The organism is Mycobacterium sp. 4858 (assembly GCF_900240975.1).
Taxonomy (GTDB): domain Bacteria; phylum Actinomycetota; class Actinomycetes; order Mycobacteriales; family Mycobacteriaceae; genus Mycobacterium.
The window spans coordinates 1,178,631-1,197,506 of the sequence record NZ_LT968775.1 but is presented as its reverse complement, the minus strand read 5'-3'; the positions used below and the strand labels follow the sequence as shown (position 1 = coordinate 1,197,506).

Annotated in this window: 22 protein-coding genes; 11 read left to right on the top strand and 11 right to left on the bottom strand. The window is 68.4% G+C overall.

Annotation, left to right across the window (positions count from 1 at the left end; genetic code table 11):
- Positions 1-73 precede the first annotated feature (73 nt).
- Positions 74-2,005, top strand: coding sequence for an NAD(P)/FAD-dependent oxidoreductase (locus tag C1737_RS05605; RefSeq protein ID WP_102417460.1), 1,932 nt, complete (start codon positions 74-76; stop codon positions 2,003-2,005).
- A gap of 10 nt (positions 2,006-2,015) precedes the next feature.
- Positions 2,016-3,041 carry an alcohol dehydrogenase catalytic domain-containing protein gene (locus C1737_RS05600; protein WP_102417459.1) on the top strand — a complete coding sequence of 342 codons (1,026 nt, stop codon included), beginning with the start codon at positions 2,016-2,018 and terminating at the stop codon, positions 3,039-3,041.
- Here C1737_RS05600 and C1737_RS05595 read toward each other — a convergent pair whose 3' ends face one another.
- Together C1737_RS05595 and dtd are read right to left on the bottom strand one after the other, a co-directional pair.
- A complete protein-coding gene (locus tag C1737_RS05595) occupies positions 3,042-3,953 on the bottom strand; it encodes a class I SAM-dependent methyltransferase (RefSeq protein WP_102417458.1) in 912 nt (303 codons plus the stop codon).
- Between the two features lie 69 nt (positions 3,954-4,022).
- Entirely contained in the window at positions 4,023-4,454 is a 432-nt protein-coding gene (gene dtd, locus C1737_RS05590) for a D-aminoacyl-tRNA deacylase (RefSeq protein WP_068098208.1), read from the bottom strand.
- A 51-nt stretch (positions 4,455-4,505) separates the two neighbouring features.
- Between dtd and C1737_RS05585 the strand changes: the two genes are divergently transcribed.
- Complete coding sequence (locus C1737_RS05585) at positions 4,506-4,811, top strand: MTH1187 family thiamine-binding protein (RefSeq protein ID WP_067924078.1); 306 nt, start codon at positions 4,506-4,508, stop codon at positions 4,809-4,811.
- A gap of 47 nt (positions 4,812-4,858) precedes the next feature.
- Positions 4,859-6,133 (top strand): competence/damage-inducible protein A, encoded by a 1,275-nt coding sequence (locus C1737_RS05580; RefSeq protein WP_102417457.1) that lies wholly within the window; start codon positions 4,859-4,861, stop codon positions 6,131-6,133.
- 78 nt (positions 6,134-6,211) lie between these two features.
- Here C1737_RS05580 and C1737_RS05575 read toward each other — a convergent pair whose 3' ends face one another.
- A complete protein-coding gene (locus C1737_RS05575; protein ID WP_369807503.1) occupies positions 6,212-7,564 on the bottom strand; it encodes a sialate:H+ symport family MFS transporter in 1,353 nt (450 codons plus the stop codon).
- Here C1737_RS05575 and C1737_RS05570 point away from each other — a divergent pair.
- From C1737_RS05570 to C1737_RS05560, 3 genes are all read left to right on the top strand, one after another.
- A complete protein-coding gene (locus C1737_RS05570; protein ID WP_102417456.1) occupies positions 7,563-8,627 on the top strand; it encodes an amidohydrolase family protein in 1,065 nt (354 codons plus the stop codon). The two genes, C1737_RS05575 and C1737_RS05570, sit on opposite strands and share 2 nt — an antisense overlap.
- A gap of 102 nt (positions 8,628-8,729) precedes the next feature.
- Positions 8,730-8,975, top strand: a complete 246-nt coding sequence (locus tag C1737_RS05565) for a hypothetical protein (protein ID WP_102417455.1) — start codon at positions 8,730-8,732, stop codon at positions 8,973-8,975.
- Between the two features lie 61 nt (positions 8,976-9,036).
- Entirely contained in the window at positions 9,037-9,429 is a 393-nt protein-coding gene (locus tag C1737_RS05560) for a phage holin family protein (RefSeq protein WP_067924056.1), read from the top strand.
- Here the strand turns inward: C1737_RS05560 and C1737_RS05555 are convergent.
- The 6 genes from C1737_RS05555 to C1737_RS05530 all read right to left on the bottom strand — a co-directional run bounded on the left by C1737_RS05555 (position 9,426) and on the right by C1737_RS05530 (position 13,543).
- On the bottom strand, positions 9,426-10,208 hold the full coding sequence (locus C1737_RS05555) for an enoyl-CoA hydratase/isomerase family protein (protein WP_067924053.1): 783 nt from the start codon (positions 10,206-10,208) through the stop codon (positions 9,426-9,428). The two genes, C1737_RS05560 and C1737_RS05555, sit on opposite strands and share 4 nt — an antisense overlap.
- On the bottom strand, positions 10,205-11,176 hold the full coding sequence (locus tag C1737_RS05550) for an FAD-dependent oxidoreductase (RefSeq protein ID WP_102417454.1): 972 nt from the start codon (positions 11,174-11,176) through the stop codon (positions 10,205-10,207). The genes C1737_RS05555 and C1737_RS05550 overlap by 4 nt, the downstream gene beginning before the upstream one ends.
- 62 nt (positions 11,177-11,238) lie before the next feature.
- Complete coding sequence (locus C1737_RS26835; RefSeq protein WP_199182785.1) at positions 11,239-11,820, bottom strand: hypothetical protein; 582 nt, start codon at positions 11,818-11,820, stop codon at positions 11,239-11,241.
- A 103-nt stretch (positions 11,821-11,923) separates the two neighbouring features.
- Positions 11,924-12,418: an SRPBCC family protein gene (locus C1737_RS05540; protein WP_102417453.1), complete on the bottom strand. Its 495-nt coding sequence runs from the start codon at positions 12,416-12,418 to the stop codon at positions 11,924-11,926.
- Positions 12,418-13,047 carry a nitroreductase family protein gene (locus C1737_RS05535; protein ID WP_102417452.1) on the bottom strand — a complete coding sequence of 210 codons (630 nt, stop codon included), beginning with the start codon at positions 13,045-13,047 and terminating at the stop codon, positions 12,418-12,420. The genes C1737_RS05540 and C1737_RS05535 overlap by 1 nt, the downstream gene beginning before the upstream one ends.
- Positions 13,048-13,060: 13 nt before the next feature.
- Entirely contained in the window at positions 13,061-13,543 is a 483-nt protein-coding gene (locus C1737_RS05530) for a carboxymuconolactone decarboxylase family protein (RefSeq protein ID WP_102417451.1), read from the bottom strand.
- Positions 13,544-13,669: 126 nt separating this feature from the next.
- Here C1737_RS05530 and C1737_RS05525 point away from each other — a divergent pair, with 126 nt between their 5' ends.
- The 3 genes from C1737_RS05525 (at position 13,670) to C1737_RS05515 (ending at position 16,538) form a co-directional block, all read left to right on the top strand.
- Positions 13,670-14,359: a hypothetical protein gene (locus C1737_RS05525; RefSeq protein ID WP_233214706.1), complete on the top strand. Its 690-nt coding sequence runs from the start codon at positions 13,670-13,672 to the stop codon at positions 14,357-14,359.
- Between the two features lie 11 nt (positions 14,360-14,370).
- Positions 14,371-15,807 (top strand): class I adenylate-forming enzyme family protein, encoded by a 1,437-nt coding sequence (locus C1737_RS05520; RefSeq protein ID WP_102417799.1) that lies wholly within the window; start codon positions 14,371-14,373, stop codon positions 15,805-15,807.
- 176 nt (positions 15,808-15,983) lie between these two features.
- Positions 15,984-16,538: a hypothetical protein gene (locus tag C1737_RS05515; RefSeq protein ID WP_233214668.1), complete on the top strand. Its 555-nt coding sequence runs from the start codon at positions 15,984-15,986 to the stop codon at positions 16,536-16,538.
- On the opposite strand, the gene C1737_RS05510 is transcribed toward C1737_RS05515, so the two are convergent.
- Positions 16,524-17,501, bottom strand: a complete 978-nt coding sequence (locus C1737_RS05510; protein ID WP_067926588.1) for a nitronate monooxygenase family protein — start codon at positions 17,499-17,501, stop codon at positions 16,524-16,526. The two genes, C1737_RS05515 and C1737_RS05510, sit on opposite strands and share 15 nt — an antisense overlap.
- Positions 17,498-17,890: a tautomerase family protein gene (locus C1737_RS05505; protein ID WP_067926590.1), complete on the bottom strand. Its 393-nt coding sequence runs from the start codon at positions 17,888-17,890 to the stop codon at positions 17,498-17,500. The genes C1737_RS05510 and C1737_RS05505 overlap by 4 nt, the downstream gene beginning before the upstream one ends.
- 93 nt (positions 17,891-17,983) lie before the next feature.
- On the opposite strand from C1737_RS05505, the gene C1737_RS05500 reads away from it, so the two are divergent.
- Complete coding sequence (locus tag C1737_RS05500) at positions 17,984-18,853, top strand: LysR family transcriptional regulator (RefSeq protein WP_102417449.1); 870 nt, start codon at positions 17,984-17,986, stop codon at positions 18,851-18,853.
- Positions 18,854-18,876: the final 23 nt, after the last annotated feature.

Sequence of the window (18,876 nt, the reverse complement as noted above, 5' to 3'; positions counted from 1 at the left end):
GGGTAGCGTAGTGCTGCCAATTACGACACGGTACGTAGCGTAATTGGAGTCATTCACCGAGAGGATCCGCTCGATGCGCAGCGCCTATGCCGGCGTTCCCTTCAACACGTCCACGGCGGACATCGAAGCCGCCCTGGCGGACGTCAGCATTCCGACGCTGCTGCTTTCACTCGTGCACATCACCGGCGACCCCCGGTTCATCCGCGAGTTCAAGCAGATGGGCGTCTTCCTCAACGAGATCCAGGGCTTCATGTCCGAGGAGGACAAGGCCCGTGCCCGCGCCGCGGCCCTACCGGTGATCGCCGACTATCGGGACCGCGGTTGTCCCGAACCGAAGCCACTCGGCCTCGACCTCATCCGGGAGATGATGGACTGGGCGGCCTGCGAGCACGTGACCGACGACTACCTGCCGCTGGTGCTGGAAGAGATGGACCTCGACGGCGTCGACCCGCGCCGCCCGCCGGCGCTGCCGGCCGAAAGCGCGGCCGACACCCCGGTCTTGGTCGTCGGCTGTGGCGAGTCGGGCATTCTGGCCGGAATCCGGCTCAAGCAGGCCAACATTCCCTTCACCATCGTGGAGAAGAACGCCGGGCCGGGCGGAACGTGGTGGGAGAACAGCTATCCGGGCGCCCGCGTCGACGTGGCAAACCATTTCTATTGCTACAGCTTCGAACCCAACAACGACTGGACGCATTTCTTCGCCGAGCAGCACGAGCTGCAGGACTATTTCACCCGGGTGGTGACCAAGCACGATCTGGCCGAGCACGTGCTGTGGAATACCGAAGTGCTGGCCGCCGAGTGGATCGACGAGGACGGCACCTGGAGCGTTCGGTTGCGCGGCGCCGAGGGCCAGACCAGGACGGTGCGAGCCAGGGCCCTGATCACCGCGGTCGGTCAGCTGAACCGGCCCAGCATCCCCGACTTCGACGGGGCCGAGACGTTCGCCGGCCCGGCGTTCCATTCCGCCGCCTGGGACCACTCCGTCGATCTCAGCGGCAAGCGGGTGGCACTCGTCGGTGCCGGCGCCAGCGGATTCCAGATCGCACCCGCCATCGCCCCAGAAGTCGAGCACCTCACCGTGTTCCAGCGGACGGCACAGTGGATGTTCCCCAACCCGATGTACCACGATGAGGTCGGCGAGGGCATGCGCTGGGCGATGCGCCACCTGCCGTTCTATGGCCGGTGGTACCGCTTCCTGGTGCTCTGGCCCGGCTCCGACAAGGGCCTGGACGCCGCCGAGAGCGACCCTGACTTTGCCGACCAGGAGCATGCCGTCAGCGACATCAACGCCGCCGCCCAGATGATGTTCTCCCAGTGGATCACCAGCCAGATCGGGGAAGGGGACGAGCTGCTGAGCAAGGTGATGCCCGACTATCCGGCTTGTGGCAAACGGACGCTGCAGGACAACGGCAGCTGGCTGCAAACGCTGCAGCGGGACAACGTCGAGTTGGTGCGCACACCGATTCGGCGGATCACTCCCCACGGCATCGTCACCGAAGACGGTGTGACGCATGAGGCCGACATCATCGTGTACGCCACGGGTTTCCGGCACACCGACGTGCTCTGGCCGCTGAAGATCACCGGCCGCGACGGCGTCGACCTGCGCGAGTCATGGGGGAGCCGGCCGTACGCCTACCTCGGCATCACCGTTCCGAAGTTCCCCAACCTGTTCATCATCTACGGACCGGGGACTCACCTGGCGCACGGAGGCAGCCTGATCTTCCAGTCCGAACTGCAGATGCGCTATATCGACCAGTGCCTGGCGCGGCTGGCCGACCCGGACGTGCACTCGCTGGAACCGAAGCCAGAGGCCGCCACCGATTGGCACGAGCGCACCCAGACCCAGATCAAAAAGATGGTGTGGGCGCACCCCGCGGTCAAACACTCCTACTTCAAGAACGCCGACGGCGAGATCCACACCGTCAGCCCCTGGCGCCTCAACGAGTACTGGGCCGCGGTGCGCGAGCCCGACTGGTCACAGTTCGTCATGCGACAAAGGAAGTGAGCGCCTCATCATGCGTACGGTAGTCGTCGACGGGCCGCACAGCATTCGGGTCGACACCCGGCCCGATCCAGCCCTTCCCGGCCCCGGCGGGGCGATCGTCGAGGTCACCGCCGCCGGCATCTGCGGATCCGATTTGCACTTCTACGAGGCGGACTTCCCGATGCCGGCCCCGATCGCGCTCGGCCATGAAGCCATCGGCACCGTCGTGGAAGTCGGCGGCGACGTGCGCACGATCAAGGTGGGCGACCCGGTGATGGTCTCGTCGGTGACCGGGTGCGGTGCCTGCGCGGGCTGCGCCACCCGCGATCCGGTCATGTGCCACAACGGCTTCCAGATCTTCGGCGGCGGGGTGCTGGGCGGCGCGCAGGCCGACCTGCTGGCCGTGCCGGCGGCCGACTTTCAGCTGCTCAAAATGCCGGAAGCCATCAGCACCGAACAGGCGTTACTGCTCACCGACAACCTCGCCACCGGCTGGGCGGCGGCCCAGCGTGCCGACATTCCGCTCGGGGGCACCGTGGCCGTCATCGGCCTGGGCGCTGTCGGCCTGTGCTCCCTACGGAGTGCGTTATTCCAGGGCGCCGCAACGGTTTTCGCCGTCGATCAGGTGCAGGGACGGTTGGACCGCGCCGTCCGGTGGGGAGCGACACCCCTGCGGGCACCCGCGGTCGAGGCCATCCTCGAAGCCACCGGGGGCCGCGGCGCTGACGCCGTGATCGACGCCGTCGCCACCGACGCGTCCCTGACCGACGCGCTCAACGCGGTGCGGCCCGGCGGCACCGTCTCGGTTGTCGGCGTGCACGACATGAACCCGTTCCCACTGAACGCGCTGGGATGCCTGATCCGCAGCATCACGCTGCGGATGACGACGGCGCCGGTGCAGCGGACCTGGCCGGAATTGATCCCGCTGCTGCAGTCCGGGCGCCTCGACGTCGACGGCATCTTCACCACCACGCTGCCATTGGAGGAAGCGTCCAAGGGCTACGCCACCGCGGCATCCCGCTCGGGCAACGACGTGAAGATCCTGCTGACGCCCTAGCTACCGGGTCGCCGTGATGTATTGGGACCGCATGAAACCGTCGATCTTGACGTCGACGTCCGGCGGGGTCATGCCATAACCGGCCTGCAGTTCGAGCGTGTTGCGGACGGGTTCAACCGCCCATCCGTGCGCGGCCAGTCGTTCGGCGGGGTCGGTCCGCGGCTCGTATGTCAGGGCGGAGAAGTCGACATCGCCGGACAGGTTGACGCCGGGATGGGACGCCTCCAGGGCCTTGAGTTGGTCGTGATCCAGGCGGGACCCCAGCGCCCCGATGGCGATTCGGCTGCCGGGTGCACTGAGCCCGCTGATCCGGGTGAGGAGCGTGTTCTGGGCCTCGTCGGTGAGGTAGGGCAGCACTCCCTCCACCGACCAGGCGCTGGGGCGTTCCACGTCGAAGCCGGCGGCCTCCAGCGCCCTCGACCAGTCGGTGCGCAGGTCGGCGGCGACCTCGACCCGGGGGGCCTTGGGTTTGGCGCCGTGCTGGGCGAGCACGTGCGCCTTGAATTCCAGCACCTTCGGCAGGTCGATCTCGAAAACCTTTGTGCCCTGCACCCATTCGAGTCGGTATGCACGGGAGTCCAGGCCGGCGGCAACGATCACCGCCTGACGGATTCCCGCATCGCCGGCCGCGATGAAGAAGTCGTCGAAGAGCCGGGTCTGCACCCCGTAGAGGCGGGGGAAGGCCATCTCGTCTTCGGACGTTCCCGGGTTGGCGATCAGGCCCGCCAGATACGGGTCGCCCGAGGCCTCGATGAAGGCCTTGGCGTAGTCGTCGCGGACCAGCGGTTGCGGGCTCAGCGCATGCAGCGCCCGCCAGCCGGCCACCAGCAACGCGGTGTAACCCACGCTGCTGACGATGTCCCAGTGGTCGTCGTCGGAACGCAGCGAGCCGAATTCGGGCGTCGCGCTCATGGTCGGGCCTCCTGTCAAAAATCCGGCCACCGAAGAGCCGGCGTCGTCAACGTACCCGGAGTTCCTGTGTCAGAGCTCCAGAACAACTGTGACCGGTCCGTCGTTGACCAACTCGACCTGCATGTTCGCGCCGAACACCCCGGTCTGGACCTCGGCGCCCAACCGCCGCAACGCCTCGGCGAACGCCTCGACCAGCGGCTGCGCGACCGCACCCGGGGCGGCCGCGTTCCACGACGGTCGTCGGCCCTTGGCGGTGTCGGCGTACAGGGTGAACTGACTGACGACCAGAATCGGAGCGTTCACGTCCGCCGCCGACCGTTCCTGGTCGAGAATCCTTAAATACCAAACCTTTTCAGCGAGCCGCCGCGCCTTGTCCGAATCGTCGGTGTGGGTCACGCCGACGAAGGCCAGCAGGCCCTGACCGGACGGCCGGATGGCGCCCACCACTTCGCCTTCGACCGACACCGTCGCCGACGTAACCCGCTGCACCAAGACCCGCATGAGGCTCGATGCTGCCAGTCCGGCCCGGGAAAGGTTCGGTAGGCTCGTCGGGTGTCCGTGCTCGTCGCCTTTTCCGTCACACCGATGGGTGTCGGTGAGGGGGTGGGCGAGATCGTCGCCGAAGCGGTTCGGGTCGTTCGTGATTCCGGCCTGCCCAACGAGACCGATTCGATGTTCACCGTCATCGAGGGCGAAACCTGGGAAGAAGTGATGGCCGTCGTGCAGCGCGCGGTCGAGGCGGTGGCCGCCCGCGCGCCCCGGGTCAGCACGGTGATCAAGGCGGACTGGCGGGCCGGGGTCAGCGACGCGATGACGCAGAAGGTCGCCTCCGTCGAGCGTTACCTGGAGGGCGGCTAGCCCGTCGCCGTGGCTCGGCTCGGCGCTCCCGCCCTGCCAGTAGGCTCGTGGCGGTGAGCGCACGCGCAGGCATCGTCGTCACCGGAACGGAAGTCCTCACCGGGCGGGTCCAAGACGCGAACGGCCCGTGGATCGCCGACCGACTGCTGGAGCTGGGCGTCGAGCTGGCGCACATCACCATCTGCGGCGACCGCCCGGCCGACATCGAGGCTCAACTGCGCTTCCTGGCGGAGCAGGGCATGGACCTGATCGTCACCAGCGGCGGCCTGGGGCCCACGGCCGACGACATGACGGTGGAGGTGGTGGCGCGGTTCTGCGGTCGCGAGCTGGTGTTGGACGACGAGACCGAGAACAAGATCGCCGACATCCTCAGGAAGCTGATGGGGCGCTTCGAGGGCGTCGACTTCGAAGCGGTGCGCGCCGCCAATCGCAAGCAGGCGATGATTCCGGCCGGGGCACAGGTGCTCGACCCGGTCGGCACCGCACCCGGCGTCGTCGTCCCCGGCAAGCCGACCGTCATCGTGCTGCCGGGGCCACCGCGCGAGCTGCAGCCGATGTGGCGCCGGGCCATCGAGACGCCCGCGGCGCAGCAGGCGATCGCCGGCCGGACGCTCTACCGCCAGGACATCGTGCGCATGTTCGGGCTGCCCGAGTCAGGTTTGGCCGAAACGCTGCGCGACGCCGAGGCGTCGGTTCCCGGCTTCGAATCACTCGAAATCACGACCTGCCTCCGACGGGGCGAAATCGAGATGGTCACCCGCTACGAGCCGGACGCCGCGCCCGGCTACGCAAAGCTGATGCAGCTCGTGCGCGACCGGCACGCACAGCAGCTCTTCTCCGAAGACGGTTCCACGGTGGACGATCTGGTCGCCCGGGCGCTGGCCGGCCGCCGGATCGCGACGGCCGAATCCTGCACCGCCGGGCTGCTGGCCGCGCGGCTGACCGACCGGCCCGGCTCGTCGGACTACGTGGCGGGCGGGGTGGTGGCCTACGCCAACGACGCGAAGGTCGAGCTGCTCGGCGTCGACCCGGCGCTGATCGAGGCGCATGGCGCGGTGTCCGAGCCGGTGGCCGAGGCGATGGCGGCCGGCGCGCTACGCCGGTTCGGCGCCGACACCGCCGTCGCGATCACCGGTGTCGCCGGCCCGGGTGGGGGAACTCCGGAAAAGCCCGTCGGCACAGTGTGTTTCACGGTGACGCTGGCGGACGGCTTCACGGACACCCGCACGTTGCGGCTGCCCGGGAACCGCTCCGACGTCCGGGAACGCTCGACGACGGTGGCGATGCACCTGCTGCGCCGCGCCCTCACCAGCCCCGAGTAGGGATGTCGTCGAGGTTGCCGCCATGGTCGTGGGCGGCGCCCCGATCACAGCCGTGGCGGCCATCTCGGCGTGACTAACTCACCTCGGATCGGTTGCCAGGAAGGCGGTTTGCGCGGTGCCGAAACGAATTCCCGTGGCGTCCTTGCCGATCAGCGTCAGCAACGCGACGGCGATCAGCACCGGAACGATCGTCGCCGCCAGCGCGAAGGGATAGCCGTGCGACTCGGCCAGGCGCTCCTGAATCGGCAGGTTGAACGCCGCCAGTAGGTTGCCCAGTTGGTAGGTCACGCCGGGGTAGAGCCCGCGGATGGCGTCCGGCGACATCTCGGTCAGGTGGGCCGGGATGACACCCCAGGCGCCCTGCACGAACAACTGCATCAAGAACGAGCCGAGACACAACATGGCCGCGGTGCGTGAGTAGGCGAACAACGGCACGATCGGTAGCGCCAACAGCGCGCAGAAGATGATGGTGTGGCGGCGGCTGAACCGCTGCGACAGCGTGCCGAAGAACAGCCCGCCGATGATGGCGCCGACGTTGTAGACGATCACGATCCACTTGACCGTCGCGCTGGACAGGCCGGCGCCGTGGTTGGCGGTGGCCGTCAAAAATGTCGGGTAGACGTCCTGGGTGCCGTGACTCATCCAGTTGAAGGCGGTCATCAGCAGCACGAGGTAGAAGAACCGGCGGATGATCTTGGCGTCGCGCAGCACGTCGCGGATCTTGGTGCTGGTGAGCTTCATCTGGTCCTGCGCGGCCTCCCAGACCTCGGATTCCTCCACCCGGTACCGGATGATCAGGCTGACCAGCGCCGGAATGATGCTCAGCGCGAACAACCACCGCCACGACAGGCCGAGCCAATTCATCACGACCAGCGATGCGACGCTCGCCAGCAGATAGCCGAACGCATAGCCCTCCTGCAACAGGCCGGAGAAAAAGCCGCGCCGCTCGACGGGAACCTTCTCCATGGCCAGCGCGGCGCCCAACCCCCACTCGCCGCCCATGCCGATGCCGTAGAGCAGCCGCAGGATCACCAGCACGGTGAAGTTGGGGGCGAACGCGCACAGGAAGCCCACCACCGAGTAGAACATCACGTCCACCATCAACGGCAGCCGCCGACCGACTCGGTCGGCCCACAGCCCGAACAGCAGCGCGCCGACGGGACGCATGATCAGGGTGGCGGTGGTGACGAACGCGACCTCCGCCTTGCTGTGGTGAAACGTCTTCGCGATGTCGGCGTAGACGAGCACGACGATGAAGTAGTCGAAGGCGTCCATCGTCCAGCCCAATAGGGCCGCGATGAAGGAGTTCCGCTGATCCGCGGTCAACTTCTGCCGAGGGCTTTGAGTGGTCACGTCAGCATCGTGGCGTACCGGGCACCCTAAAGCGAGCCGTTTCGACATGCAATCCGCGAGAGTAAGTTGCGAATACATGCGGATCATCGACGCCGACGGACATGTTGCCGAGAACCCCTCACTGGCGACCGAAGCGATCAAACGCTGGCCGCAATACGTCAAGCCCGCGGCCGACGGCAGCAGGTTGATGTTCGAGGGGCGCAGCTACCCGGAGGATCAGGGCCCGGGTGCCGGGTGTCCGCCCCAGCACGGGATCAGCAAGGCGCCGGACATCAACTGCCGCTCGACCGAAGGCGTGCTCGGCGACGCCGATCGCGACCACATCGACACCATGGTGTTGTATCCGAGTCTGGGCCTGTGCGCGCCCACGCTGGAGGATCCGGAGTTCGCGGCGGGATTCGCCCGGCTCTACAACGAGTGGATCGCGGACTACTGCGCCCCGTCGGGCGGGCGGCTACGCGGCGTCGCGGTGACCCCGATCGAGCACGGCCAAGCGGCCATCGACGTGATGACCGAAGCGAAAGATCTTGGGCTGGTGGCGACTTTGGTTCCGCCGGCGCTCAAGAACCGCAACCTCGACCACCCCGACCTCGATCCCTTCTACGCCGCCGCGGTCGACCTGGAGATGCCGGTGGGGATTCACGGCGCGCCGGGCATCCACCTCCCGAAGATCGGCGTGGACCGCTTCACCAACTACATACAGGTGCACTGCATCAGTTTCCCGTTCGACCAGATGACCGCAATGACCGCGCTGGTATCCGGCGGCGTCTTCGAGCGCCACCCGCGGTTGCGGGTCGCCTTCCTCGAGGCTGGCGCGGGTTGGGTCCCGTTCTTCATGGATCGCCTGCACGAGCACTACGAGAAGCGCGGCGACTGGGTCGAGGACGGCTGGCGCCGCGATCCGCACGAGTACCTGGCCGCCGGCAACATCTGGGTGACGTGCGAGCCGGAGGAGCCGATCCTGCCCGGGGTGATCGACGTGCTCGGCGCCGACTTCATCATGTTCGCCAGCGACTACCCGCACTGGGACGGCGAATGGCCGGAGAGCACCAAGCATTTGCGCACCCGCGCCGATATCAGCGAGGAGGCCCGCGAAAAGATCGGCGGACTCAACGCGCAGCGCTTCTACAACCTGAACTAGGCTCTCGCGGCTCACCGCCCGGGGTTTCAGCCCGCACGATCCTGCTGGGCGGCGACCCGATAGCCTCCTAGCACCGGGGTTTTTTGGAGGCGATGATCTGACATGACCGACAAGTGGTTCTCCGATTTCAGCGCGCCGGGACAGCTGACCCTCGCGGACCTGTGCGACCAAATCGAGCAGAAGATCCATGTCAACGCGGACAACCAGAAAGCCCCGCAGGAGTTTCCCGATTGGCAGGCGTGTGTGGCAGATCGGGACGCGACCATCCAGAAGTTGAGCGCGGCTGTTGTCAACCTGTGCCAGATGGTGAAGTACCTGGCAGCGGAAGGCCGGCGCGGCGACGCCTAGCGACGAATGTCGACACGAATGGGCTGCCCTTCGCCGACGGCCGGTGGCAGGATCTTGGACCATGGGCCCTTTTCTGCTTCGCGCCGCACTGACCGGTTTCGCGCTGTGGCTGGTCACGAAGTTCGTCCACGGGATCACGTTCGTCGGCGGTGACACCAAGCTTCAGCGGGTCGGCATCATCTTCGTCGTCGCCGTCATCTTCGGTCTGGTCAACGCGTTCATCAAGCCGATCGTCCAGCTCTTGTCGATCCCGCTGTACGTCCTGACCCTCGGCCTGTTCCACGTCGTCGTCAACGCGCTGATGTTGTGGATCACCGCGTGGATCACCGAGCACACCACGCATTGGGGTTTGCAGATCGACCGTTTCTGGTGGACGGCGATCTGGGCCGCGGTCGTCTTGTCGATCGTGAGCTGGCTGCTGTCGCTGATCATTCGCGACGTCAGCCGCCGCTAGCGGCCCTGCCAGCGCGGCGGTCGCTTCTCGGCGAAGGCGCGCGGCCCCTCCTTGGCGTCCTCGGTCTCGAAAATGCGGTCGCTGTGCCGGGTTTCGTTGTCGTACGCCGACTCGAGATCGAGCGCCAAACCCTCGACGGCGGACTGCTTCGTCGCGAACACCGCGAGCGGGGCGTTCGCCGCGATGCGCTCGGCGTAGTCGTACGCGGTGTCCATCAGCCGCTCCGGCGGGACCACGCGGTTGATCAGCCCCATCGCCAGCGCCCGGTCCGCGTCCACCATGTCGGCGGTCAGCAATAGCTCCATCGCCAGCGGGTAGGGCATCTGACGCGGCAGTCGCACGGTGCTCCCACCCCCGGCGAACAGGCCGCGCTTGGGCTCCATCACCGCGAATCGCGCGGCCGGCACGGCGACCCGAATGTCGGTGGAGCTCAGCATCTCGAAGCCGCCGGCGACGCAGGTGCCGTTGACCGCGGCGATGACCGGTTTGTAGACGGGGAAGCGGTGCAGGACGGCGTGGATGGCGTCGTCCTTGTTCCATCCTTCCGGTTGCGGCAGGTCGCCGGTGAGCTCCGGGATGAACTTCTTGAGGTCGGCGCCGGTGCAAAAGTCTTGCCCCACACCGGTGATCACGGCCACCCAGGCGCTGGTGTCGTCGCGGAATGCCGCCCAGGCGTGGGCCAGGTCGCGGAAGTGCTGCATGTCGAGCGAGTTGCGGGTTTCGGGACGGTTGATGGTGATGGTCACGATGTGGGCGTCCAGCGCGTAGTCGATGCTCATCGTGCCTCCGACTGACCGGCCAGCCGGACCACGTCGCGTGCGCAACCCCACGACAGGGTCACGCCGTTGCCGCCGTGGCCGTAGTTGTGGATGCATAGCGCCCGCCCCAGCGGCTCGACCGCCACCCGCACCGAGGGGCGGTCGGGACGCAGCCCGGTGATGGTCTCCACCACCTCCGCTTCGGCGAGGCGCGGCTCAATCCGGCGGCAGCGGTGCAGGATTCGCTCGGTCACGTCGGGGTCCGCGGTGGTGTCCCAGCGGTCGGGGATGCTGATCCCGCCGCACACGACGCGCTGGGGATGGGGGAAATAGCAGGTCCATTCCGGGCCGCCGTTGATCTCCAAAAACAGTTGCCGCAGACCGGGATTGGTGAGCACGACGTGCTGGCCGAACAGGGGGCGAACGGTGTCGTCTCCGGCCAGGCGTCCGGCGGCGAGACCGGTGCAGTTAACCACGATCGGCGCGGCGTCGGCGACCTCGGCCAGTGACCGCACCGGATGCTCCTCGATTTCACCGCCGGCCGCGGCCAGCCGGCGCGTCAGGTAGTCGAGATAGTGCGACATGTCGATCATCGGCAGCGTGGCCCGGAAGCCATTGCCGACGCCGTCCGGCAGGTCCGTTGGGTCGGCCGGGCGCAGGTGGGGGATCAATCCCGCGGCGGACGCCATCGCCTCGGTCGCGGTCAGCTCGCCGGCGGCCAGCGCGGGCGCCAGTTGGACGCCCGAGCCCGCATCGGTGGCGAGTTCGCGAAAGACCCCCAGGGAGTGTTCGGTCCAGTCCAGTGTGTCGCTGGCCCGTTCGGCGGGCCGCGGTGGCAGCCATACCGCGCCCGCCACCTTCGATGTGGTGTGCTGTGGCAGGGCGGCGGTCCAGACCCGCACCGGCCAACCGGCCTCGGCCAGGCACACCGCCGATGTCAGCCCGCTGACACCGGCACCGACGACGACGATCTGTTGCGCACTGGCCACGGCGCCACCGTAGCGAAAGTAGCCCTACCGCGGGAGGTGCGGCCGGGTCGCGTCGGGACTTGTCAGTTGTGCGGGGGCGGCGGCGACGGCTGCTGCCCGGCCTGGCCGCCGAGCAACCCGTTGAGCAGGCCGAGGGTGCCCTGCACACCGGCGGGGGGCGTGGTGGGCGGCGGGGTGGCGTCCGGCGTCAGCTGCCACGGCTGGCAACCCGAGGTCTTGAATGCCTTGTCCGTCGGGTCGATCTGCACCACCTGCGGCTTCTTGCTCATGCTGTTGTCGATGATGTTGCCGTCGGGGTTGCCCGTCCGCTTCCAGTAACAGGTGCCGTTGTTGACGGGTCCACCCGAGCTGTAGATCCCGGGGACGATGTCGGTCCCGACGTTGTAGATACCGTCCTTGTCGATGCTCGTCTTGGGTCCGGGTGCCGGCGAGGCCGCCGGTGAAGCGCCCGGTGACGGCGCCGGTGAGGCGGACGACGGCGGGGGTCCCGGCGGGGGGCCCTGCGACGCCGCAGGCGACGGCGACGGTGCAGGCGTCTGGTCCGGGTCGGCCCCCGCGAAGCCCGCCGACGCCGTCCAACCCGCGATCACAAGTCCCGCGACGGCCAACCGCGCCGCGGTAGGAACACCAGCCTCAAACCCCATAGCACGCCAGCGTACCGGGACGAGCAGCCTAAATCACGTGAGGCGCCAACCGCCGGCCGCCGCGTCGGGACGCATAACCCCTGGTCGCAGCCGGCGGCGGACCTTACGCGAGCCGGCGCACCCGACCGGCGTAGCCGAGCGCATGCTCATACGTCTTGAGGTTGTCGCGAGAGATCTTCGCGTGCACCGGGCGTTCGAGAAGGAAGCGGAGCACCGGGTTGTAGGCGCGATAAGTCTCGTGGAAGGTCAGCACGGTGGTCCCGTCCGGCTGTTCCTCGAGCCGGTGATAGCCCTCGGCGCGGGACCACAGCGGCGCGCCGACGGCGACGTAGCGCGACAGCTTGTTCTTCTCGGCTTCCGTGACGGTCTCCCACGACCGTGCCCGGCCGCCCGACAGCAGGTACTTGGGCACCTCGTAGACGCAGGTGCGGACCAGGCCCTCGCCGGCCTCGTTGCCCTCGTTGAGGATCTCCATGCTGCCGCCGGGCCATTCGAGGACCCGCGGCCGCGGCGCGTGGGGCGGGGGGGGCGGATGCAGCACCCGCCACACCTTCGCCGGTGGCGCGTCGACGTGGAACCGCACGGTGTAGGACTTCATCAGCCGTCTCCCCAGCTATCCCAGAATGTGACGGTCTCGGCGGGCGGCCGCGCGGCCGGCCGGAAGTCGGTGCCGATGGTGTAGGCCACCGGGAACAGCGCGGCCTGCGTGACGGTGTCCGGGATGCCGAGCAACTCCGCCACCTCCTGCTCCTTGGCCAGATGCATCGTCGTCCACACCGATCCCAGCCCGCGGGATCGCAGGGCGAGCAGGAAGCTCCAGCCGGCCGGGATGATCGACGCCCATGCCGACGCGGCGGTCAACAGGTTCGAGTTGTCGATGCGACTGTCCAGGCACGGGATGACATGCACGGGGACCTTGCCCAGCGTCTCGGTCAGCGCCAGGGCGCCCGCGTACACCCGCCGGGTCTGCGGGTCGGAGGTCTCCTTGGCCGCGTGCGCCAGATAGTCGGCGCCGACGCTGCGGTAGATCTCGGCGATGGCGGCACGCTTGTCGGCATCGGTGATCACCAGCCACCGCCAGTCCTGCGCGTTGCTCGCGGTCGGCGCCTGCATCGCCAGCCGGATGCACTCGAGGATCACCTCGCGGCCCACCGGCCGGTCCAAGTCGAGACGCCTGCGCACCGACCGCGTCGTCGTCAGCAGTTCGTCGACGGTGGCCAGGTCCATCCCGTGTTCCTCACTAGAGATCGATTGCGCAGGACTGATCGACGCCCAGCACGGTCAACGAGCGCCCCAGGCCCAGGAAGACCGCGACACAGAGGGTGAGATCGAGGATCTCAGGGTCGGAGAACGACTCTCGCAGCCGCCCGAAGAAGGCATCGTCCAGCGACGCATGGTCCGTCGCGAACCGCTCGGCGTACTCGATGGCGAGTCGCTGCCGCGGCGTATAGCCGGGGTAGCTGGCGTACGCGGCGACGTTGTCGTAGAGCTCCGGCGCGACACCGGCGTCCAGCACCGATTGGGCCCGGAAACCGGCGCAGGCGACGCAGTCGTTGATCTGCGCGATGCGCATCCTGGCCAGCTCGCGCTCGTCGGCCGGCAGCACGCTCTGTTGGTATGCGCCGCGGATCATCCGCTCCACCATGTCACCGAGTTGCGGCCGCAGCGTCCAGAGCATGGCGGCTTCGCCGCCCGGGCCGTCCGGCACGTTGAGGCGGGCCATCGGCGACTCCTGCGGTGAGGTAGTTACTGAGTCGAGCAAACCAGTTCGCAACTCGGCTGTCCAGGGCGCGATGCGCACCCGTAGACCCGACAATACGTTCGGAGTTACCGTCTCGACGTGCTGTTCATGCACGAGGTGCACAAGGTACGCGGGCGCTGCGAGGACGACTTCGAGGCCGCGTTCCGGCAGGGCTGGATGCCCATGCTCGCCGCCGGTGACGATGCGCGGCTGCTCTGGTACGCCGACCACGCCCAGGGCAGCGGCCCGTCCTACACCGTCGTGACCGTCACCGCGGTCCGGGACGGCGCGGCGTGGGAGCGCCTGGCGCTGCGGGTGCAAAGGGGCGATCTGCAGGCGTGGATGCGCGAGCTGGACGAACTGCGCTACGACGTCGACGCCAAGCTGCTCGCGCCACTGCCGTGGTCGCCGTTGCAAGAGATGCGGCTGGAGGAGGTGCCGGTCGACGGGCGGGAGCACGAATTGAGCCTCTACATGGAAGACACCATGTGGCCCTTCCCGGACAGTTTCGACGAATACATCGAGCGCAGCGGCGACGTGTACGCCCAGAGCCTGGAGCGGCCGTCATCAATGCTGTTGATCCAGGCGGCTTTTCAGCCCGCCCTGGGCAGTCACCTGCACCGCGAGGTCATCCTGATGCAACGCATTGAGCAGCCCGAGCAACTGCTCGCGCTGCTCCGCACCCGGATCCCCCACCAATTTCGCGCCCCGGGGACCTGGATGCACGACGCCCTCGAACTGCGGGACCAGTGGACCAGTCGGCTGCTGCGCACCTCCGCGTGGTCACCCCTGCACTGAGCCTGGACCCCATGAATATCGGAACGATCCTCGAAGCCGCCGCGACGAACGATCCCGCTCGCGTCGCGCTCATCATCGACGGGCGCTCGATCGGTTACGGCGAGCTGGCGGACACCGTGCGCCGGTGCGCCGCCGGCCTGGCCGACCGCGGCGTGGTGGCCGGCCAGCGCATTGCGGTCGTCGATGGCGGAAGCGTGCTCTCGATCGCGGCCGTGCTGGGGGCGGCCCGCATCGGCGCCGCGGCCGCGCTGATGAACCCGGCGCTGACCCCGCCTGAACTCCGTGGGCTTTTGACGAATGCGGGCTGCGCCGAAGTGGCCGTCGCGGGGCAGCCGTACATCGGCCGGCTCCGAGAGGCCGGTGCGCCAACGGTATTGGGTGCCGAGCTGCTGCTGGAGGGCACCGATGCCGCGGCGCCTGATGAGATCGCCGACCGCGATGCCCTGATCCTGTTCACCAGCGGGACTACGGGACTGCCGAAGGCCGTCGGCATCACCGGCCGGCAGCTGACACGGCGGATCAAGGGGATGGCGGCGCCGTTTCGGGCCGACGCCAAACCCTCGGTGGGGATGATGTGCGTTCCGTTCTTTCACGTCGGGGGCGCGCTGGGCACGCTCGGCAGCCTCTACTCGGGCAACACCTCGGTGGTACAGCCGCGCTTTGACGCCGGCGAGTGGCTGCGCCTGGTGTCCCAACATCGGGTGACCACCACATTCCTCGTTCCGACGATGCTGCGACGCATCCTCGACCATCCGCACTTCGCCGACGCCGACCTGTCGTCGTTGGTCGCCATCGCCTACGGCGCCGCCGCCGCACCCGTCGCTTTGGTGCGCCGGGCGATGGCCGCCCTGCCCCATGTGGCTTTTGCCAACGTGTTCGGGCAGACCGAGACCCTCGGCGCCTACACCACGCTGATGCCCGCCGATCACCGCGATCCCGCACGGGCGGGATCCGTCGGCCGGCCGCTGCCCGGGGTCGACGTGCGCCTGGTGGACCCCGAAACGGGAGAGGACGTGAAGCCCGGGACGGTGGGCGAGTTGTGGGTGAACACCACCCAGAACGTCACCGACGGCTGGCTGCGCACCGGTGACCTGGCCCGCCAGGACGCCGACGGCTACCTCTTCCCGTGCGGACGGCTCAGCGACACCATCAATCGCGGGGGCGAGAAGTTCGGGCCGACCGAAGTCGAGGAAGCGCTGCGTTCCCACCCGGCGGTACGTGACGTCGCGGTCGCCGGAATCGCCGACGACGAGCTCGGCCAGCGGGTGGGAGCTGCGGTGGTGGCTTGCGCCCCAGTGACTCTGGAAGATCTGCGATCGCACTGCCGCGAGTCGCTCGCCTACTTCAAGCTGCCCGAGCGGCTGGCGCTCGTCGACGACATCCCCTATAGCTCGACCGGCAAGGTCAGCCGCCGCCAGCTCGCCACGCTGATCGCCAATCAGGGCTGAAACCAAGGAGTGTCGATGCTGTTCCTTCACGAGACCCACCAGGTGGTCGGCGCACGGCAGGACGAATTCGAGGCGGCCTACCGCGAGGGCTGGATGCCCACGCTCGCCGACGGCGATGAAGCGCGGCTGCTCTGGTACACCAACCACGCCCCCACGGGTCCGGGCCGTCCTACAACGTGGTCACCATCACCGGCATCGCCGACGGCGCGGCCTGGGAAAGGCTCGCGCGCCGGACTCGAAGCGGAGACCTGCGCCCATGGATGCGCAAACTGGACAACCTTCGCCACGAAGTGACGGGCAAGCTGCTGCTGCCGGTCAACTGGTCACCGTTGCAGTCGGTCGATCTGGCCGGCGTGCCCACGACGGGCCAGACGCACCCGCTGACGATGTTCATGGAAGACACCGGTTGGCCGTCCGCGCCGCTCGACGACTACATCCGGTCGTGGGACGAAATCTACTATCGGCCGCTGTCCCAGGCGCCGGCCAGGATGCGCATCCTCGACATCCAGGCGTGTTTCCAGGTGGCACATGGGAGCCACCGGCGCCGGGAGGCCATGCTGTGGCAGAAGATCGACGACTCCAACAACTACGCGGCGCTCGTCCACCTGCTGACCAAGGAGATCCCGCCGGAGCACCGGGGGCCCGGCAGCTACATGTTCGACGCCCTGCAGTACCGCGACCAGTGGCAGAGTCGGCTGCTGCGGACGTCGGACTGGTCACCGCTGTACTGAGGCCGTTCGGTTGAGGATCCGGGCGGCCTGCTCGACCATGTCGGCCAGGATGTCGGCGGCGGGCCGGACGTGGCGAATAAGCCCCACCCCCTCGCCCACGAGTATGGCCGCGGTGTCGAAGTCCTCTGCCGCAACGGCATTTTCGTACTCGGCCACCGCGTCGGGCAGCGACGCCGCCAACCGGTCCTCGTTGCCGTGCCACCTGTCGAGGAAGGCGTTGCCCAGCGCCCGCGCGTTGTAGTCTTCCGGCCAATCCAGCCGCCGCACAAGGTCATAGGCGCGCGTGCGAAAGGTGTCGTCACCGCTGGCCGTCAGCGCCCGCTCGTGCGCCCTCGGCGACACCAACGCCTCCGGCGACGCCCAGAACCTGGTGCCCACGAGCGCGCCGTCGGCGCCGAGCGCCAGCGCGGCGGCCAGGCCGCGCCCGTCGCTGACCCCGCCCGCGGCCAGCACCGGCGTGCCCGGTGCGCGTTCGACGACCAGGTCGACGACGTCGGGCACCAGCGTGAAGGTGGACCGAAGGGTCATGCCGTGCCCGCCCGCCTCGCCGCCCTGAGCCACGACGACGTCCGCGCCGGCATCCAGGGCCCGGCGCGCGTGGTCGAGCGTCTGCGCCTGCGCGATCAGCGGGACGCCCGCGGCGCGAACGCGATCGGCGAACGGCTGCAGCTCACCGAAGGACAGCATGATCGCGGCGGGCCGCCGCTCCAGGGCCTCGTCGAGCAGCCCGGGCTGGCGGGCCAGGCTCCAGGTGATGAACCCGCATCCGACATTTGCCCCCTCGGCTCGGGCGAATTCGCGCCGCAGCCATTGCGTGTCGCCGTAGCCGCCGCCGATGAGGCCCAGGCCGCCGGCCGCCGTCACCGCGGCCGCCAGCCGCCCCCCGGAGATCATCGCCATCGGGGCGAGCACGACGGGGTGTTCGACGCCGAAGAACCTGGTGACTCGTGTGTCGAGGCTCATCGCAGCTCCCCGGTGAGAAACTGCGCCCGGCCGTGGCCGAAAGACCAATCCTCGTCGCCGTTCTCGGTGACCGACACGATCAGGTCGGCCCCGTCGAGCCCGCACCGCTCCGCCAGGTTGCCGGCCAGCAGCTCGTAGAACTTCTCCTTCATCGCCCGCGTGCGCCGCCGACTCACCACCTGCACGATCACCTGCTGCGCCGAGCGGGTGATGCCGAGCCCGGTATCCAAAGCGACGATTTCGTGGGCCGGATGGGTCCGCACCACCTGGTAGCGGTCCCGCGGGGGCACGCCGAACGCTTCGACGACGGCGTCGTGAACGGCGTCGAGCAGTGCCCGGACCTCCGACGGCGTGCGGCCCTCGATGAGGTCGATGTACAGCAGCGGCATTTCGTCTCCTCCGATTGATGTCCTGGCAATGACGCTAGGTTCGCAGCGAGCGCCTGTGAAATGCCCGCTGTCATCGATCTATGCTTGTCAGGCATGGGCGTCACGGAGAGCGGCAGGGTCGAGTTGCGCCACCTGCGCGCCTTCGAGGCGGTCGCGCGGCTCAAGTCGTTCACCCGGGCCGCCGACGAACTCCGCATCACCCAACCGGCGCTCAGCCGTACCATCCGCCAGCTGGAAGACGCACTCGGCGTCACGCTGGTGGACCGCACGTCGCGGCACGTCGAGACCACTCAGGCCGGGCGGGCGTTCCTCGACCACGTCGAGCGGCTCCTCGCGGAGCTGGAGCGTGCCTTCGGCGCCGTACGCCGGCAGGCGAGCATCGGCCTCGGCTTCAGCTGGTTGCTACCCGACCCGTGGGCGCAGGACACCGTGGCCCGTTTCGAGCGGGCCACCGGGACGACGGTACGGCTGGTCCGTACCGACGATGCGCTCAGCGCCGTGCAACAGGGCCGGGTCGACGTCGCCGTTGTCCGCGGGCAGGTGACGTCAACGGCCGTCCGGGTCATGCACCTGTTCGACGAGACCCGGGTGGCCGTGTGTTCGGTCCACTCGCCGTTGGCCGGCAGAAGCGAGTTGGACTGGGCTGAGGTGCCGCAGTGGCCGCTAGTCGTCAACACCACCAGCGGGACCACCGGGCCGTGGTCGTGGCCGGCGGACGAAGGGCCGAAAGCCATTGTGGAGACAGCCAACTTCGACGAATGGCTGGAATCCGTCGCCGCGGACCGCGGCATCGGCGTGATCCCCGACGTCGCCGTTCGCCGCAACATCCACCCCGGCGTCCGATTCGTCGCGCTGCGGGGTGCACCCCGGAGCCCGGTCTCGCTGGCGTTTCTGCCGCGCGCCCGCAACGCCGTGCTGCGCCGCTTCGTCGAGGCCGCCGTCGAGAGCGCGCGGAACGTTTGAGTGTGCGCTGACGGCTTCGAGTG

Bases quoted from the DNA above. Each gene is read 5' to 3' on its own strand.
- C1737_RS05605 (WP_102417460.1), top strand. From the start codon at position 74: ATGCGCAGCGCCTATGCCGGCGTTCCCTTCAACACGTCCACGGCGGAC.
- C1737_RS05600 (WP_102417459.1), top strand. From the start codon at position 2,016: ATGCGTACGGTAGTCGTCGACGGGCCGCACAGCATTCGGGTCGACACC.
- C1737_RS05595 (WP_102417458.1), bottom strand. From the start codon at position 3,953: ATGAGCGCGACGCCCGAATTCGGCTCGCTGCGTTCCGACGACGACCAC.
- dtd (WP_068098208.1), bottom strand. From the start codon at position 4,454: ATGCGGGTCTTGGTGCAGCGGGTTACGTCGGCGACGGTGTCGGTCGAA.
- C1737_RS05570 (WP_102417456.1), top strand. From the start codon at position 7,563: ATGCGGATCATCGACGCCGACGGACATGTTGCCGAGAACCCCTCACTG.
- C1737_RS05575 (WP_369807503.1), bottom strand. From the start codon at position 7,564: ATGTATTCGCAACTTACTCTCGCGGATTGCATGTCGAAACGGCTCGCT.
- C1737_RS05565 (WP_102417455.1), top strand. From the start codon at position 8,730: ATGACCGACAAGTGGTTCTCCGATTTCAGCGCGCCGGGACAGCTGACC.
- C1737_RS05560 (WP_067924056.1), top strand. From the start codon at position 9,037: ATGGGCCCTTTTCTGCTTCGCGCCGCACTGACCGGTTTCGCGCTGTGG.
- C1737_RS05555 (WP_067924053.1), bottom strand. From the start codon at position 10,208: ATGAGCATCGACTACGCGCTGGACGCCCACATCGTGACCATCACCATC.
- C1737_RS26835 (WP_199182785.1), bottom strand. From the start codon at position 11,820: ATGGGGTTTGAGGCTGGTGTTCCTACCGCGGCGCGGTTGGCCGTCGCG.
- C1737_RS05540 (WP_102417453.1), bottom strand. From the start codon at position 12,418: ATGAAGTCCTACACCGTGCGGTTCCACGTCGACGCGCCACCGGCGAAG.
- C1737_RS05535 (WP_102417452.1), bottom strand. From the start codon at position 13,047: ATGGACCTGGCCACCGTCGACGAACTGCTGACGACGACGCGGTCGGTG.
- C1737_RS05530 (WP_102417451.1), bottom strand. From the start codon at position 13,543: ATGGCCCGCCTCAACGTGCCGGACGGCCCGGGCGGCGAAGCCGCCATG.
- C1737_RS05525 (WP_233214706.1), top strand. From the start codon at position 13,670: ATGCACGAGGTGCACAAGGTACGCGGGCGCTGCGAGGACGACTTCGAG.
- C1737_RS05520 (WP_102417799.1), top strand. From the start codon at position 14,371: ATGAATATCGGAACGATCCTCGAAGCCGCCGCGACGAACGATCCCGCT.
- C1737_RS05510 (WP_067926588.1), bottom strand. From the start codon at position 17,501: ATGAGCCTCGACACACGAGTCACCAGGTTCTTCGGCGTCGAACACCCC.
- C1737_RS05505 (WP_067926590.1), bottom strand. From the start codon at position 17,890: ATGCCGCTGCTGTACATCGACCTCATCGAGGGCCGCACGCCGTCGGAG.
- C1737_RS05500 (WP_102417449.1), top strand. From the start codon at position 17,984: ATGGGCGTCACGGAGAGCGGCAGGGTCGAGTTGCGCCACCTGCGCGCC.